The sequence below is a fragment of the Streptomyces sp. NPDC054834 genome, assembly GCF_053611185.1.
Window position 1 is genome coordinate 60,934 of record NZ_JBSGZV010000011.1, and the last position, 15,024, is coordinate 75,957.

General features: G+C 71.2%; 16 protein-coding genes. 4 read left to right on the forward strand and 12 right to left on the reverse strand.

What is annotated here, in order from left to right; genetic code table 11:
* Window positions 1-5 precede the first annotated feature (5 nt).
* From ACWGJM_RS17190 to ACWGJM_RS17210, 5 genes are all read right to left on the reverse strand, one after another.
* Window positions 6-806, reverse strand: coding sequence for an ABC transporter permease (locus ACWGJM_RS17190; RefSeq protein ID WP_453412506.1), 801 nt, complete (start codon window positions 804-806; stop codon window positions 6-8).
* Window positions 807-1,736 (reverse strand): ABC transporter permease, encoded by a 930-nt coding sequence (locus ACWGJM_RS17195; RefSeq protein WP_453412507.1) that lies wholly within the window; start codon window positions 1,734-1,736, stop codon window positions 807-809.
* Window positions 1,736-2,902 carry an ABC transporter ATP-binding protein gene (locus ACWGJM_RS17200; RefSeq protein WP_453412508.1) on the reverse strand — a complete coding sequence of 389 codons (1,167 nt, stop codon included), beginning with the start codon at window positions 2,900-2,902 and terminating at the stop codon, window positions 1,736-1,738. Before ACWGJM_RS17200 ends, ACWGJM_RS17195 begins: the two co-directional genes overlap by 1 nt.
* Before the next feature lie 5 nt (window positions 2,903-2,907).
* Window positions 2,908-4,155: a polyamine ABC transporter substrate-binding protein gene (locus ACWGJM_RS17205; protein ID WP_453412509.1), complete on the reverse strand. Its 1,248-nt coding sequence runs from the start codon at window positions 4,153-4,155 to the stop codon at window positions 2,908-2,910.
* A 66-nt stretch (window positions 4,156-4,221) separates the two neighbouring features.
* The gene (locus ACWGJM_RS17210; RefSeq protein ID WP_453412510.1) at window positions 4,222-5,757 is read right to left on the reverse strand and encodes a gamma-aminobutyraldehyde dehydrogenase; all 1,536 of its coding nucleotides are present in this window, start codon (window positions 5,755-5,757) and stop codon (window positions 4,222-4,224) included.
* A gap of 209 nt (window positions 5,758-5,966) precedes the next feature.
* Between ACWGJM_RS17210 and ACWGJM_RS17215 the strand changes: the two genes are divergently transcribed.
* Window positions 5,967-6,527 (forward strand): NADAR family protein, encoded by a 561-nt coding sequence (locus ACWGJM_RS17215; RefSeq protein ID WP_453412511.1) that lies wholly within the window; start codon window positions 5,967-5,969, stop codon window positions 6,525-6,527.
* A 21-nt stretch (window positions 6,528-6,548) separates the two neighbouring features.
* Here the strand turns inward: ACWGJM_RS17215 and ACWGJM_RS17220 are convergent, their stop codons facing one another.
* Entirely contained in the window at window positions 6,549-7,214 is a 666-nt protein-coding gene (locus ACWGJM_RS17220) for a DUF4190 domain-containing protein (RefSeq protein ID WP_453412512.1), read from the reverse strand.
* 260 nt (window positions 7,215-7,474) lie between these two features.
* Here ACWGJM_RS17220 and ACWGJM_RS17225 point away from each other — a divergent pair, with 260 nt between their 5' ends.
* Together ACWGJM_RS17225 and ACWGJM_RS17230 are read left to right on the forward strand one after the other, a co-directional pair.
* Window positions 7,475-8,545, forward strand: a complete 1,071-nt coding sequence (locus tag ACWGJM_RS17225; protein ID WP_453412513.1) for an adenosine deaminase — start codon at window positions 7,475-7,477, stop codon at window positions 8,543-8,545.
* A 20-nt stretch (window positions 8,546-8,565) separates the two neighbouring features.
* Entirely contained in the window at window positions 8,566-9,273 is a 708-nt protein-coding gene (locus tag ACWGJM_RS17230; protein WP_453412514.1) for a glycerophosphodiester phosphodiesterase, read from the forward strand.
* Here ACWGJM_RS17230 and ACWGJM_RS17235 read toward each other — a convergent pair.
* Window positions 9,255-10,955: an RNA polymerase sigma factor gene (locus tag ACWGJM_RS17235; protein ID WP_453412515.1), complete on the reverse strand. Its 1,701-nt coding sequence runs from the start codon at window positions 10,953-10,955 to the stop codon at window positions 9,255-9,257. The two genes, ACWGJM_RS17230 and ACWGJM_RS17235, sit on opposite strands and share 19 nt — an antisense overlap.
* A gap of 272 nt (window positions 10,956-11,227) precedes the next feature.
* On the opposite strand from ACWGJM_RS17235, the gene ACWGJM_RS17240 reads away from it, so the two are divergent.
* On the forward strand, window positions 11,228-12,388 hold the full coding sequence (locus ACWGJM_RS17240) for a serine hydrolase domain-containing protein (RefSeq protein ID WP_453412516.1): 1,161 nt from the start codon (window positions 11,228-11,230) through the stop codon (window positions 12,386-12,388).
* Here ACWGJM_RS17240 and ACWGJM_RS17245 read toward each other — a convergent pair.
* The 5 genes from ACWGJM_RS17245 to ACWGJM_RS17265 all read right to left on the reverse strand — a co-directional run bounded on the left by ACWGJM_RS17245 (window position 12,381) and on the right by ACWGJM_RS17265 (window position 14,999).
* Entirely contained in the window at window positions 12,381-12,911 is a 531-nt protein-coding gene (locus tag ACWGJM_RS17245) for a hypothetical protein (RefSeq protein ID WP_453412517.1), read from the reverse strand. The genes ACWGJM_RS17240 and ACWGJM_RS17245 overlap by 8 nt on opposite strands.
* A gap of 31 nt (window positions 12,912-12,942) precedes the next feature.
* Window positions 12,943-13,437, reverse strand: coding sequence for a hypothetical protein (locus ACWGJM_RS17250; RefSeq protein ID WP_453412518.1), 495 nt, complete (start codon window positions 13,435-13,437; stop codon window positions 12,943-12,945).
* A complete protein-coding gene (locus ACWGJM_RS17255; protein WP_453412519.1) occupies window positions 13,421-13,912 on the reverse strand; it encodes an RNA polymerase sigma factor in 492 nt (163 codons plus the stop codon). The genes ACWGJM_RS17250 and ACWGJM_RS17255 overlap by 17 nt, the downstream gene beginning before the upstream one ends.
* Before the next feature lie 101 nt (window positions 13,913-14,013).
* The gene (locus ACWGJM_RS17260; RefSeq protein ID WP_453412520.1) at window positions 14,014-14,622 is read right to left on the reverse strand and encodes a class F sortase; all 609 of its coding nucleotides are present in this window, start codon (window positions 14,620-14,622) and stop codon (window positions 14,014-14,016) included.
* Window positions 14,619-14,999 carry a sortase-dependent protein gene (locus ACWGJM_RS17265; RefSeq protein ID WP_453412521.1) on the reverse strand — a complete coding sequence of 127 codons (381 nt, stop codon included), beginning with the start codon at window positions 14,997-14,999 and terminating at the stop codon, window positions 14,619-14,621. The genes ACWGJM_RS17260 and ACWGJM_RS17265 overlap by 4 nt, the downstream gene beginning before the upstream one ends.
* Window positions 15,000-15,024 lie beyond the last annotated feature (25 nt).

Genomic DNA, 15,024 nt, shown 5'->3' on the forward strand with positions numbered 1-15,024 from the left:
GGACTTTATGCCTTTTGCTTGTTACGGCGGTTGGTGATGAGCATCGAGGTCAGGACGAACAGCACGGCGACCAGGAACATGGCCGTGCCGATGACATTGATCTGGACGGGCGTTCCGCGCTGCGCCGAACCCCACACGAACATGGGGAAGGTGACGGTCGAGCCCGCGTTGAAATTGGTGATGATGAAATCGTCGAAGGAGAGCGCGAAGGACAGCAGCGCGCCCGCGGCGATTCCGGGTGCCGCGATGGGCAGGGTGACCCGCAGGAAGGTCTGCACCGGCCCGGCGTAGAGGTCCCGGGCGGCCTCCTCCAGGCGCGGGTCCATCGACATCACGCGCGCCTTGACCGCGACGACGACGAAGCTGAGGCAGAACATGATGTGCGCGATCAGGATCGTCCAGAAGCCCAGCTGAGCACCCATGTTGAGGAACAGGGTGAGCAGCGAGGCCGCCATGACGACCTCGGGCATGGCCATCGGCAGGAAGATCAGCGAGTTCACGGCCGACCGCGCGCGGAAGCGGTAGCGGACCAGCGCGAAGGCGATCATGGTGCCGAGCAGCGTGGCGCCGACCGTCGCCCACACGGCGATCTGGAGGCTGATGGACAGCGAGCCGCACATGTCGGCGACACCGCACGGGTCCTTCCAGGCGTCCGTGGAGAACTGCTGCCATTCGTAGTTGAAGCGGCCCTTCGGTTTGTTGAAGGAGAACACCGTGACGACGACGTTGGGCAGCAGGAGATAGGCGAGCGTCAGCAGTCCCGCGATGACGACGAGATGGCGCTTGAGCCAGGTGACGAAGGGCATTTAGACCAGATCCTCCGTCCCGGACCGGCGGATGTAGACCGTGACCATGAGGAGGATCGCGGCCATGAGGATGAAGGAGAGGGCGGCGGCCGTCGGGTAGTCCAGAATCCGCAGGAACTGCGTCTGGATGACGTTGCCGATCATGCGGGTGTCGGTGGAGCCGAGGAGTTCGGCGTTGACGTAGTCGCCGGCCGCGGGGATGAAGGTCAGCAGCGTGCCGGAGACCACGCCCGGCATCGACAGCGGGAAGGTGACCTTGCGGAAGGTGGTCCAGGGCCTGGCGTACAGATCGCCGGCCGCCTCGTGCAGCCGCCCGTCGATCCGCTCCAGCGAGGTGTACAGCGGAAGGATCATGAAGGGCAGGAAGTTGTACGTCAGGCCGCACACCACCGCCAGCGGTGTGGCCAGCACGCGGTCGCCCGCCGTCCAGCCGAGCCAGTCGGTGAGGTCGAGGATGTGCAGCGTGTTGAGGGCGCCGACGACCGGTCCGCTGTCCGCGAGGATCGTCTTCCAGGCGAGGGTGCGGATGAGGAAGCTGGTGAAGAACGGCGCGATCACCAGGATCATGATCAGGTTCCGCCAGCGGCCCGCGCGGAAGGCGATCAGGTAGGCCAGCGGGTAGCCGAGCAGCAGGCACAGCACGGTCGCGGCGGCGGCGTACAGGACCGAGCGCAGGAACTGCGGCCAGTACTCGGCGAGCGCGTCCCAGTAGGTCGCGAAGTGCCAGGTGACCTTGTAGCCCTCCTCCAGGGAGCCCGTCTGCACGGAGGTGGAGGCCTGGTAGATCATCGGCAGCGCGAAGAAGACGATCAGCCAGAGGATGCCGGGCAGCAGCAGCCAGTACGGCGTGAACCGGCCGCGCTTGCGCGGGGGCTTCTTCTCGGGGGTGGCGGGGGCGAGAGGCGGGGGCGCCTCGGTGAGCGTCGACATCAGGCGGCGACCTCTTCCTCGGTGCCCGCGGAGCCCACTGTCCCAGCAAGCAGGGACTGCTCCGCGTCCAGGCCGAAGGTGTGGGCCGGGTTCCAGTGCAGGACGACTTCGGCGCCCGGGACCAGGCGGGTGTCGCGGTCGATGTTCTGGGCGTAGACCTCGAACTCCGGGCAGACCGGGCTGTCGATCACGTACTGCGTGGAGACGCCGATGAAGCTGGAGTCGGCGATCTTGCCGGTGATGCGGTTGCGGCCCTCGGGGATCTCCCCCGCGTCGTCGGCGTGCGTGAGCGAGATCTTCTCGGGACGGATGCCCACCAGCACCTTGCCGCCGGACGTCGCCGGGGCGGAACAGCGCGCCTGGGGCAGCACGAGTTTGCCGCCGCCGGCCTTGAGGACGATGTCGTCGCCGTTCCTGGTGTCGACCTCGGCCTCGATCAGGTTGGAGGTGCCGAGGAAGTTCGCGACGAAGGTGGTCTGCGGGTTCTCGTACAGGTCGGTGGGCGAGCCGAGCTGCTCCACGCGGCCCGCGTTCATCACGGCGACCGTGTCGGCCATCGTCATGGCCTCCTCCTGGTCGTGCGTGACGTGGACGAAGGTGATGCCGACCTCGGTCTGGATGCGCTTGAGCTCCAGCTGCATCTGGCGGCGCAGTTTGAGGTCGAGGGCGCCGAGGGGCTCGTCGAGGAGGAGCACCTTCGGGTGGTTGATGAGCGCGCGGGCCACGGCGACCCGCTGCTGCTGGCCGCCGGAGAGCTGGTGCGGCTTCTTGCGCGCCTGCTCTCCCAGCTGCACGAGGTCCAGCATCTCCTCGACCTGCTTCTTCACGCTCTTGACGCCACGCCGGCGCAGGCCGAAGGCGACGTTCTCGAAGATGTCGAGGTGCGGGAAGAGCGCGTAGGACTGGAAGACGGTGTTCACCGGCCGCTTGTACGGCGGCAGGTGGGTGACGTCCTGGTCGCCGAGGTGCACGGTGCCGGAGGAAGGTTCCTCCAGACCGGCGATCATGCGCAGGGTGGTGGTCTTGCCGCAGCCGGAGGCGCCGAGCAGGGCGAAGAAGGAGCCCTGCGGGACGGTCAGGTCCAGCGGGTGGACGGCGGTGAAGGAGCCGTAGCTCTTGCCTATTCCGGAAAGGCGGACGTCGCCGTTGCTGTCAGTCGTCTTCATCGTCGTCACGCCCCTGTGAGCTTCGCGAACTTCTCTTCGTAGGCCGTCTCTTCCTTCTGGCTCAGGGAGCGGAAGGCATGGGACTTGGCCTGCATGGCCTTGTCGGGAACGATCAGCGGGTTGTTCGCCGCGTCCTTGTCGATCTTCGCAAGGTAGGGCTTCACACCGTCGACCGGAGACACGTAGTTGATGTAGGCGGCGAGCGCGGCGGCCTCCGCGGGCTCGTAGTAGAAGTCGATCAGCCGTTCGGCGTTCGTCTTGTGGCGCGCCTTGTTGGGGATCAGCATGTTGTCGGTCGACGTCATGTAGCCGGTGTCGGGGATGACGAAGTCGACGTCCGGGCTGTCCGCCTTGAGCTGGACGACGTCACCGGCCCAGGCGACGCAGGCCGCGAAGTCGCCCTTGGTGAGGTCGGAGGTGTAGTCGTTGCCGGTGAAGCGGCGGATCTGGCCCTTGTCGACGGCCTTCTGGAGCCGGGCGATCACCGCGTCGAAGTCGTCGTCGCTGAACTTCGCGGGGTCCTTGCCCATGTCGAGCAGCGTCATGCCGATGCTGTCGCGCATCTCCGACAGGAAGCCGACGCGGCCCTTGAGCTTGGGGTTGTCGAGCAGGTCGGAGACCGACTTCACCTCGATGCCGTCGAGCGCCTTCTTGTTGTAGGCGATGACGGTCGAGATGCCCTGCCACGGGTAGGAGTAGGCGCGGCCCGGGTCCCAGTCGGGGTTGCGGAACTGCGCCGACAGGTTGGTGTAGGCGTGCGGCAGGTTGGACGGGTCCAGTTTCTGGACCCACCCCAGGCGGATCAGCCGGGCGGCGAGCCAGTCGGTGAGGACGATGATGTCGCGGCCGGTGTCCTGGCCCGCGGCGAGCTGCGGCTTGATCTTGCCGAAGAAATCGTTGTTGTCGTTGATGTCCTCGGTGTACTTGACCTTGATGCCGGTCCGCCTGGCGAACCTCTCCAGCGTGGGGTGGTGCTTGCCGCTGTCGTCGATGTCGATGTACTCGGTCCAGTTGGAGAAGTTGACGACCTTCTCCGCGGCCGAGTGGTCCGCGGCGGACGTGCCGCCCTGTGTCTTGCCGGCCGCCGGGATCCCGCAGGCGCTCAGCGCCCCGAGACCGCCCAGGGTGAGCGCTCCGCCCGCGGAGGCGCGCAGCAGCGACCGGCGGGTCATGGCGGCCCGGCCATTGCGAAGGCTGCGCCGCATCGCGGCCACTTGGACCGGCGTCAGGCGGTCGGGCTCGTACTGCTCCATGCGCGTGGTGCCCTTTCGGGAGGGAGGGTTGGGCCCGCCGTGGTCGTCGGCAGCGGCCGGTCTTCGCTATCGGTCCCCGAAGATCGTGCGGTGCCAGTCCTTCCGAGCCACCGCCGTGTTGTCGAACATAACGTGCTTGACCTGGGTGTACTCCTCGAACGAGTACGCCGACATGTCCTTGCCGAAGCCGGACTGCTTATAGCCTCCGTGCGGCATCTCGCTGATGATCGGAATGTGGTCGTTGACCCAGACGCATCCCGCCTTGATCTCGCGTGTCGCGCGGTTCGCGCGGTAGACGTCCCGGCTCCACGCCGAGGCGGCGAGACCGTACGGGGTGTCGTTGGCCAGCCGGATGCCCTCGTCGTCACCGTCGAACGGGAGCACGGCCAGCACGGGCCCGAAGATCTCCGCCTGGACGATCTCGCTGTCCTGCGGTGCGTCGGCGATCAGGGTGGGCCGGTAGTAGGCGCCGTTCGCGAGGTCTCCCTGCGGAGCCTCGCCGCCGGCCACCACGCGCGCGTAGCCACGCGCCCGGTCGACGAAGGCGGCGACGCGGTCCCGCTGGACGTGCGAGATGAGCGGGCCGAGGTCGGTGCCGGGGGCGAAGGGGTCACCGAGCCGGACGGTCTCCATGAGGGCGGCGGTCCGCTCGACGAACGCCTCGTAGAGCGGGCGCTGCACGTACGCGCGCGTGGCGGCGGTGCAGTCCTGTCCGGTGTTGATGAGCGCGCCCGCGACGGCGCCGTGGACGGCCGCCTCCAGGTCCGCGTCGTCGAAGACCACAAAGGGGGCCTTGCCGCCGAGCTCCAGGTGGAGGCGCTTGACGGTGGCGGTGGCGATCTCGGCGACCCGCTTGCCGACGGCGGTGGACCCGGTGAAGGAGGTCATGGCCACGTCCGGGTGACCGATGAGGTGCTCGCCGGCTTCCCGGCCGGTGCCGGTGACGATGTTGATCACCCCGTCCGGGATGCCGGCGTCGGTCGCCGCCTGCGCGAAGAGCAGTGAGGTCAGCGGGGTGAGCTCGGCGGGCTTCAGCACGATGGTGTTGCCCGCGGCGATCGCCGGGAGGATCTTCCAGGCGGCCATCTGGAGCGGGTAGTTCCAGGGTGCGATGGAGCCGACGACACCGATGGGCTCGCGGCGGACGTACGAGGTGTGGTCGCCGGAGTACTCACCGGCGGACTGCCCCTGGAGATGCCGGGCGGCGCCCGCGAAGAAGGCGGTGTTGTCGATGGTCCCCGGGACATCGAACTCCCGGGTGAGCTTGAGCGGTTTGCCGCACTGGAGGGACTCGGCGCGGGCGAAGTCCTCGGCACGGTCGGCGATCACGGCGGCGAAGCGGTGCAGCGCGTCGGAGCGCTCGCCCGGGGTGGTCGCGGCCCAGGCCGGGAAGGCCTCGCGGGCGGCGGCCACGGCCGCGTCGACGTCGCCCGTCCCGGCCAGCTCGTACGTGTACACGTCCTTGCCGCTCGCCGGGTCGATCACGGCGTGCGTGCGGCCGGAGGTGCCCTGGGTGAGGCGTCCGGCGATGAACTGCGCGCCCTCCGCGAGGCGCTCCTGCGCGGGGAATCGTTCCGGGGTGGCGGTGCCCGGGTTGTGCATGTCGCTCTCCTCGGCCGTCGACCCCGTCCCGGGGGGCGGGTGGCGTAGCTCCAGCTCGATTTGAGTGCCGATCCTGACAGAGCTAAGGGACTCCAACAAGTGATTCCGTTGTTGCCTTTTGGTTACGCGACGGAATCTGTCGACCAGGTGTCGAGTCGGCGCGGTAAAGGGGGGACGGAGTGTCAGTGGTGCGTGCCAGACTCGCGTGCATGGGGAAGATCGATGCTGTGGAGGCCCTGATCAGGGAGGTCCGCGCGGGGGCGAGGGTCAAGTACCTGCACTTCTGGGGACACCGGCCGCGGCCGGACGGACGGGTCGGCGCGAGCTGTCTGAGTCAGTGGTGGCCGTCACCGTTCGTGGTGGACGGGGTGGAGTACGCCACGGCCGAGCACTGGATGATGGCCGGAAAGGCGCGGCTCTTCGAGGACGCGGAGGCGGAGCGCCGGGTGCTGGCGGCGGGGCATCCCTCGCAGGCCAAGAAGGCGGGGCGGCTGGTGCGCGGCTTCGACGAGTCGATATGGGAGCGCGAGCGGTTCCGGATCGTGGTCGAGGGCAGCGTCCACAAGTTCTCCGCGCACGATGATCTGCGGGAGTTCCTGCTGAACACCGGGGACCGGGTCCTGGTGGAGGCCAGCCCCGTGGACCGGGTGTGGGGCATCGGCCTCGCGGCGGACGACGAGGCGGCGGCGAACCCGGAGCGGTGGCGGGGGCCGAACCTGCTGGGGTTCGCGCTCATGGAGGCGCGGGAGAGGCTGGCGCACGGGGCCTGAGGGTCGCCCGGTCGCCCTCGGTCAGCGCCCGGCCACCGAGACGTAGAAGGCGATCATCACCAGGCCGAGGACGATGCCGGCGGCGCCGCAGATGATGCCGGCCAGGGCCTGACCCCCGTTGGTCGCCTCCCCGCGGCCGGCCTTGCCGCGGCCGATCACGCCGAAGATCACTGCCAGCACGCCGAGCACGATGGCCAGCGGCCACAGACAGAAGCAGACGGCGGCCAGGATGCCCAGTGACAGCGCCGCCGTGCCCATCCCGTTGTCCTGCGTCGGCTGCATGCCGGGCCAGCCGTACCCGGGCCCGGCCGGATAGCCGTACGGGAGCTGTCCGGGGCCGTCGGGGGCTATGGGCGGCGGCGGGACGGGGGCGTACAGGGGCTGCGGGCTGGTCACGGCGGGCGGGGCGAAGGGGTTCGGGGGCGGGCTCCCCGCCACGGGCGGCGCCGGGACCGGCGACGGGGCGGCGAAGGGGCCGGCCCAGGCCGGCGGCGCGTCCGGAAGAGAGGTGACGGTCTGCTGGTCGTGGACGAAGGGCGGTGCGGGGGTGCCCGCGGCACCGGAGACGGCGGTGTCGCCCGGCCCGGGGTGGGAGGCCGGGGCCGCCCAGGGGCTGGGTTCGGCCCGAGGGGCGTCGGACGGTGCGGGCGCGGTCCGGTCCGGGGCTCCCGGCTTGTCCAGAGGCACGCCGGACCCCGAGCCGCCAGGAACCCGGTCCGCAGGCGCGGGATCGCCCGCCCTCTGCCCCGGAAGGGGCCCCGCGGTGCTCCCCGGAGCCTGTGGCGCCTCGTCGGACATGGTCGGCGGTCCCCTCTCCTCGGCGTGCCGTCATGGTAAGGCCGGTCCACGCTCGGTACGGGCCCGTCCTACGATGATCCCCGAGTCACCGATCAGCCGATCACCCGCGCCCGGACCACGGTCCGTGGGCGCCGTTCCGGGGAGGAACCTTGACCGACTTCAGCGCCGTACCCGCCGCCGGCACCGCCGACCGCGGCCTGCACGCCTTCATCGCCGGGCTGCCCAAGGCCGAACTGCACGTCCACCACGTCGGCTCCGCCTCCCCCCGGATCGTCTCCGAACTGGCCGCCCGCCACCCCGACTCCAAGGTCCCCACCGACCCCGAGGCCCTGGCCGACTACTTCACCTTCACCGACTTCGCGCACTTCATCGACGTGTACCTGTCGGTCGTCGACCTGATCCGGAACCCGGAAGACGTCCGGCTGCTGACGTACGAGGTGGCCCGCGACCTGGCCCGGCAGCAGGTGCGGTACGCCGAGCTGACCATCACCCCGTTCTCCTCGACCCGGCGCGGCATCGACGAGGCCGCCTTCATGGACGCCATCGAGGACGCGCGCAAGGCGGCCGAGGCGGAGTTCGGGACCGTGCTGCGCTGGTGCTTCGACATCCCCGGCGAGGCGGGCCTGGAGTCGGCCGAGGAGACGGCACGGCTGGCCACCGACGACCGGCTGCGCCCGGAGGGCCTGGTCTCCTTCGGTCTGGGCGGGCCCGAGATCGGCGTACCGCGCCCGCAGTTCAAGCCGTACTTCGACCGGGCCATCGCCGCCGGGCTGCACTCGGTGCCGCACGCGGGCGAGACCACCGGCCCGCAGACGGTGTGGGACGCCCTCAGCGAGCTGGGCGCCGAGCGCATCGGGCACGGCACCAGTTCCGCCCAGGACCCGAAGCTGCTCGCCCACCTCGCCGAGCACCGCATCCCGCTGGAGGTCTGCCCGACCTCCAACATCGCCACGCGCGCGGTCCGCACCCTCGACGAGCACCCGATCCGGGAGTTCGTGCGGGCCGGGATCCTGGTCACGGTCAACTCCGACGACCCGCCCATGTTCGGCACCGACCTCAACAACGAGTACGGGGTCGCCGCCCGCCTCCTCGACCTCGACGAGCGCGGCCTCGCCGGCCTCGCGAAGAACGCCGTCGAGGCGTCCTTCCTGGACACGGCGGGCAAGGCCCGGATCGCCGAGGAGATCGACGCCTACACCTCGGCGTGGCTCGCTTCCTGACTCCCCCCACAATGGGGCCCATGCAGACAGTGACCGCCGTGGCCCACCGCGGAGACCCCTACCGGTTCCGCGAGAACACGCTCGACTCGCTGCGTTCCGCGCTCGACCAGGGCGCGGACGCGGTCGAGTTCGACGTACGGCTCACCCGTGACGGCATGCCCGTGCTGCTGCACGACGACACGCTGAAGCGGCTGTGGGGGCACGACCGGCCGCTGCGCTCGCTGTCGGCCGACGAGGTGCGCGGGCTCACCGCGGGCGGGGTGCCGACGCTGGTGGACGCGCTGGCCGCGACGGACGGCACCCGGGCGATGATCGACCTGCCCGGGCGGGCCGACCCCCGGGCGGTGCGGGAGATCATCGGCGTCGTACGGGAGTGCGGGGCGCGGGACCGCGTGTACTACTGCGCGGGAGCCGAGATGATGCTCGCGGTGCGCGCCGCGGACCCCTCCGCCGAGATAGCCCTGACCTGGACGACGCTGGCGCCACCGCGGGCCGGCCTGCTCGACGTGGTACGGCCGCGCTGGCTGAACTACCGCTTCGCACTGGTCGACCACGCCCTCGCGGCCCGCGTCCACCGCGACGGCCACCTGTTGTCCGTATGGACCCCCGACACCCGCCGCTCCCTGCGCCGCCTGCTCGACCTCGGCGTGGATTCGATCACCACGAACCGCATCGACCTGCTGTGCGCCCTGCGCACGGGCACCGCCGGCTACACCCTCGATCGCTGAGCGACCGTCGCCGGGTCGGCCGGCGTGGCGCGGGTGAGGTACTGGGGAACCGGGGCGTCGTCCTTGCCGGTGTCGCGGACGAGACCGTAGCGCTTGGCCCCCTGGCCGGGGCCGGTCGTCACGTCCTTCTCCACCGCGTCCCAGGTCGTCGGGAAGACGTTCAGGCCGTAGTCGGCGCCGCGCTCGTTCACGGTGAGGGTGACGCTGCCGTCGACGTAGAAGTACTCGTTCTGCCACATCTGCTGGGTGCCGGACGGCAGGACGGCGTAGCCGGTGGCCGAGTCGCCCATGCCGGTGGCGGAGCCGTCGGTGCTGCTGACGGGGTCGTCCATGCGGCGGCCGCCGCCCGAGGCCACATGGAAGAGCTTGCCCTTCAGACCGGTCCAGCTCGGCATGACCAGGCTGCCGGCCCGGTACTGCGGCGAGATCTGCCAGCGGACGAGGACGTAGCCCTGGCCGCTGAGGGTCACGCTGTCCCCCCGGTGGTTCATGGTGGCGTGCGCCCCGCCGCTGCTGGTGACGCCGGACGCGGGCCGGTGCGGCAGGGCCCCGGGCGGGGTGTCCGGGTCCGGGGCGCGGTCGACGGCGTCGACGACCGTGCCGTACCGGTCCGTCCCCTTCGAGGGGGACGGCGTCGGCGAGGGGGACGCGGACGACGGGCGGGTGGTGGCCGGTGGCGGGGGCGCGGTCGCGGTCTGTGCCGTGGGGGCGGGCGCGGTGCGCGCGGGCGGGTCGTCGGGGGTCTGTACGACGACATAGGCGCCGCCCGCGACGATCGTCGCGCCCGCCGTCACTGCCACGGCCGGCTTGGTCAGCGCACCCAGCACCTTGGCGGACCAGCCGGTCGAGGTGGCCGCCGTCGCCGTGGTCGCCGTGGTGGCGGCAACCGCCGTCTTGCCGCCGAGGGCCAGTGACAGCGTGAAGCCCGCCGGGACCGGCAGCAGGGCGATCCCGGCGAGGAGGCGCGCCGCCGGTACGACCGACTCGCGGGTGTCGCCGCAGTAGCCGCAGCCCCTGACGTGCCGGGCCAGCCGTTTGCGCCACACCGAGTCGGGGCGGCCGTCCCAGCGGCCGGTCAGCTCCCGCAGTTCGGGGCACGCCCCGTCCAGGGCGCGCACGATGCCGCGTGAGGTCTCCAGCCGCTCCTTCATCCGCTGCACGCGCACAGCGGCGTGCTGCCGGCTGATGCCGACGGCCGCCGCCAGTTCGCGCCGGGTCAGCTCGCCGGCGACCTCCAGCCACCACAGCGACAGCAGTTGCCGGTCCTCGGGGTCCAGCCAGCGCACCGCCTCCGCGACCTCGCGCCGCTGCCCCTCCAGTTGGAGCTTCAGCACGGTGAGTCCGGCGAAGTCGGCGGCGTCCTCGGGCACGTTCTCGTCCAGCCGCTGGGCCGTCCTGCGGCGGGCCCGGTCCCGTATCTGCCGCATGGCGATGGCCATCAGCCAGGACCGGAAGCTGTCCGGGTCCCGCAGGGTGCCGAGGTTCCCGACGGCCCGCAGCATGGTCTCCTGGACGACGTCGTCGACGTCGGCGTGGCCGTTCAGCGCCCGGCCCACGACGTTGTACACCAACGGCAGCCAGCCCTGGACCAGTTCGTCCATGGCCCGCCGGTCGCCGTCCTGTGCCGCCGCGATGGTCGAGCGCCACTGCCGCCCGGCCTTGCCGTCCGCGTGCGTCCTCATGCCCGCACCCTTTCAGGCGGGGTCGTGCTGTTGGCAATGTCGGGGATCACAGTGCGGAGACGGAGCCGAGGGCCGGGGATAACAATTTTTCGGCGGCAGGGTGGGCGCGGATCACCGCTCCCTAGGGGTCGACCCCGACAACTACCCCATGTGCGGGTGGACTTGATGAGGGATACGTCAGGGGCGATCGCCCTCCTCACCGACGATCCGGGGACCGTCACACCCCACGAGGATGATCACGAGCTTTCCGCCGACCTCCTCAGGAGCATCCGATGCGCGCTCGTCGCCGCACCACCCTCCTCGCCGCCTCCCTCGTCCTGGCCCTCGGCGCCGGTCCGCTGGCCGTGCCCGCCTTCGCCTCGGCGCCGGCCGCCTCGGCCTCCGCGCCCACGACGGCCGGTCCGGACGCCGCCGCGCTGCGCGAGGCGATCAAGAGCCTCCCCGACGACGACGCGACCGTCGCACTCGTCCGGGTCGGCGGCACCGAGGGCACCTGGCGGGGCAGCGCGGGGGTGCACGACCTGGCGAGCGGCCGGGCGGCGGACCCCGACGCCCGCTTCCGGGCCGGTTCGACCACGAAGGTGGTGACGGCGGCGGCCGTGCTGAGGCTGGCCGCCGAGGGCCGCGTCGATCTGAACGCGTCGATCGAGCACTACCTTCCGGGTCTCCTCGGCCCCAAGTTCCGCAAGCCGGTCACCGTACGGCAGTTGCTGAACCACACCAGCGGCATCCAGTCCGGTGACGGCTGGGGCGACTCCTTCGAGGACCAGTACGCGCACCGCTTCGACACGATCACCCCGGCCCAGGTCGTGAAGTCGGCGGTGGCGAAGGGGCCGGAGTTCCGCCCGGGCAGGAAGCAGGACTACCTCAACATCAACTACACGATCCTCGGCATGCTGATCGAGAAGGTGACGGGCCACTCCTACGCCGACGAGGCCACCCGGCTGGTGCTGCGCCCGGCCGGGATGCGGGACACGTACTTCCCGGGCACCGACCCTCGCATCCTCGGCCCGCACAACCACGGCTACCAGAAGGTGACGAAGGCCGACGGGACGAAGGAGTTCGTCGACGTGACGGAGTGGAACCAGGCGGACCGTCGGGCGGCCGGGGACATGATCTCCACGACCGCCGACCTGGAGCGGCTGCTCACCTCGCTCTTCCGGGGCCGGATCGTGTCCGGGCCGCAGCTGGAGGAGATGTTCACGGTCCCGTCGGGGATCGACGGCGCCACCTACAGCGCGGGGCTCCAGCGCTTCGAGTACGAGGGAAAGGTCTACTGGCTCAAGTCCGGCGGCCGGTACGGCTACAACAGCGTCATCGCGGCGACCAGGAACCTGAGCCGCACGCTCGTCTACTCGGTCGGCTCGACGGACGCCAAGGGTGAGGAGATGAACCCGGTGGCCGAGCGCATCGCCCTGGCGGCGCTCAAGTAGCGGGTACGGAACCCCGGTCCGACGGACCGAGACCGAACGCCTCCAGCCGCTTGATCTTCCGCCGTACGACATACAGCGGGACGACCCCGAACACCCCGAACGACATGTCGATCAGACTCCACCAGAAGGGGATCTGACGGATCGGCCCGCAGATGAGCGCGAGCGGGATGATTCCGGCGCAGGCGATCATCCCGAACTCGACGACCCAGATGTTGCGGACGGGGTCGCGGTACGGCCCGTAGAAGGCGACCGCGATGACCAGGTGGGCGAAGGCCAGCCAGTCCGTGCCGTAGAGGAGGAAGGGGTACTCGGCGTCGGCGGTGTCCAGCCCCTGCCGCACGCGCGAGATCCAGTCCATGAGCCCCGGCAGGTGCTCCGGCACGGACAGCGAGCGCAGCACGTCCTCCGTCCAGCGCAGTTCGTGGACCAGGGGGAAGGCGGTGGCGCCGCTGAGCACCAGGCACACGACGAAGCAGACCAGCCAGACGCGGATGCCCTTGAGTTGGGCGGCTCTGTCGCTCATGGCAGGAGCGTACGCCCAGAGTTGAACATGTTCAAAACCGGGTGCGCCCGGTCCGCTCCTGGCTCACCGACGGCTCCGCGTCGGGCACGCTCGATGTCTCCGACGCCGAGCGGCTGGGCGCGGTCGTGGGGACCTTCTCGGTCGCCCCGCGACCGCGGGTCGGGCTCGTTCCGGTGGAACGGGGGGTGGGACGAGGGCTCGGGACGGTGGTGTGACCGCGGCCGGGCGAGGCCGACGGGGACGGCACGTCCGACGGGCTGCTCGCGGGGGGCGGGGCGAGCGGGACCACCGGGGACGCGGGTGGCTCGTGGCTCGCCCGCAGGAACGGCAGCGCGAGGACGGCGGCGACCGCGCACGACGCGCCGACTCCGGCCGCCGCGCGGAACACCCTGCGGCGGCCCGCGGTCCGGCGGATCTCCTGGAACCGGCCCGGGGGCGCGGCGAGATGCTCGGAGGGCGGGCGGAGGATGACGGCGAGGGGGTCGTCGGGGTCGAAGTCCGGACCGTCGTCAGAGTGTGTGATCAAGACTTCTCCTCAGGTGGGCGCGGAGCAGTTCACGGGCCGCGTGCAGGTCGGCCTTGACGGTTCCTTCCTTGCGCCCGGTCAGCACGGCCACCTCCCGGATCGGCATGTCAGCGTAGTAGTGCAGCAGAATGGGCGTGCGCAGTCGTTCCGGCAGCGCCTGCACGAGCAGCCGGACCGACGGGTCGGCCTGCTCGGCGGGCGGGCGGACGGCCGCTTCGACTCCGGCGCGGTGCACGGCCCTTCGCTCACGTTCGAGCTTGCGCCAGTGGTCCCGTACGAGGTTGGCGGCGGTGACGTAGAGGAAGCCCCGGGGCTCCGCCACGGACGTCCAGCGGGCCCAGAGCCGGGTGAACGCCTCCGAGGCGACCTCATGGGCCGTCTCGTCGTCGTCGACCAGGCGGCGGCACCAGCTGGCCAGGCGCGGATAGAGGGCGGCGAACAGCTCGGCTGCTGCCTTCTCGCGGGACCGTTTCAACGCTCTCCATGGGGGGTTCGAGCACTCATGGGGAAGAGCCCGGGCCGACGGCGCACGTTCCATGGTCGTGCGCCGGTCGGGCCCGGGCTCCGGGCGGCGGGTCAGGAGCCGGTGGCGCTCAGCGCGGCGAAGACGATCACGTTGTCGAGGTAGCCGTCGCCGGTGCGGGGTCCGCCGCAGGTGATGAGCCGCAGCTCCGGACGGTCCACGTCGCCGTAGACCGCGTCCGTCGGGAAGTCCGCCTTGGCGACCGTCCGTACGGAGGTGACGGCGAACTTCGCCGACGTGCCGTTCTCCAGGCGTGCCTCGATCCGGTCGCCCCGGCGCAGCCGGTCGAGGTGCCGGAAGACCCCGTCGCCGTAGGCGCCGACCGTGACATGACCGAGGATCACCGACGGGCCGACCTGGCCCGGCGTCGGCGAGTGCCGGTACCAGCCCGCCCGGTCGTGGGCCGTGACCGGGGGTACCTGCACCGTGCCGTCCTGGGCCAGCCCCAGCTTGACGATCGGGGTGTCGACCCCGATGGCCGGGATCAGCAGCCGCACCGGCACCGAACGGGCCGCCGCGCGGACCGAGTGGGCCGAGGGCCGCCCGGGCGTGTGCGTGCCGGCGGGGCGGGCCGTCGCCCGTGGGGCCGGCGAGCCACCGCAACCGGTGAGCAGTGCGGCGGCCACCGCGCCGGCGAACGCACGCCTGGAGAGTCGGTTCACGCCCCGGTCACCCGTCGGCGGCGGATCACCAGGAATGCCGCACCGCCCAGGGCGACGGCTCCGGCGACGCCCCCGCCGATCAGCGTTCCGTCACTTCCGGAGCTGTCGGACCCGGAGGCCACACCCGTGTTCGCCGCGCCCCTGGGGACGACGGCGACCTGGCCCCGGTCCCGCACCTTGCTCGGAGCGGCGCTCGGCCGGGTGGACGCCTCCTGGCCGGCACCGCGGCGCTCGCTCGGGACCGGCGACGGTGCCTCGGTGGCGGCCGGGCGGGTGGACGGGACGGGGCTCGCGGTCCCGTCCGCGAACGCGGGCACCGTGCTCGCCAGCACGGCGGCGCACGCGAATGCTGCGGCACTGAGGACAGTTCGGCGCATGAATCGCTCTCTTTCGTCGGCCGGC

Coding starts and splice junctions, on each gene's coding strand:
- ACWGJM_RS17190 (WP_453412506.1), bottom strand. CDS start 806: ATGCCCTTCGTCACCTGGCTCAAGCGCCATCTCGTCGTCATCGCGGGA.
- ACWGJM_RS17195 (WP_453412507.1), bottom strand. CDS start 1,736: ATGTCGACGCTCACCGAGGCGCCCCCGCCTCTCGCCCCCGCCACCCCC.
- ACWGJM_RS17200 (WP_453412508.1), bottom strand. CDS start 2,902: ATGAAGACGACTGACAGCAACGGCGACGTCCGCCTTTCCGGAATAGGC.
- ACWGJM_RS17205 (WP_453412509.1), bottom strand. CDS start 4,155: ATGGAGCAGTACGAGCCCGACCGCCTGACGCCGGTCCAAGTGGCCGCG.
- ACWGJM_RS17210 (WP_453412510.1), bottom strand. CDS start 5,757: ATGCACAACCCGGGCACCGCCACCCCGGAACGATTCCCCGCGCAGGAG.
- ACWGJM_RS17215 (WP_453412511.1), top strand. CDS start 5,967: ATGGGGAAGATCGATGCTGTGGAGGCCCTGATCAGGGAGGTCCGCGCG.
- ACWGJM_RS17230 (WP_453412514.1), top strand. CDS start 8,566: ATGCAGACAGTGACCGCCGTGGCCCACCGCGGAGACCCCTACCGGTTC.
- ACWGJM_RS17235 (WP_453412515.1), bottom strand. CDS start 10,955: ATGAGGACGCACGCGGACGGCAAGGCCGGGCGGCAGTGGCGCTCGACC.
- ACWGJM_RS17240 (WP_453412516.1), top strand. CDS start 11,228: ATGCGCGCTCGTCGCCGCACCACCCTCCTCGCCGCCTCCCTCGTCCTG.
- ACWGJM_RS17245 (WP_453412517.1), bottom strand. CDS start 12,911: ATGAGCGACAGAGCCGCCCAACTCAAGGGCATCCGCGTCTGGCTGGTC.
- ACWGJM_RS17265 (WP_453412521.1), bottom strand. CDS start 14,999: ATGCGCCGAACTGTCCTCAGTGCCGCAGCATTCGCGTGCGCCGCCGTG.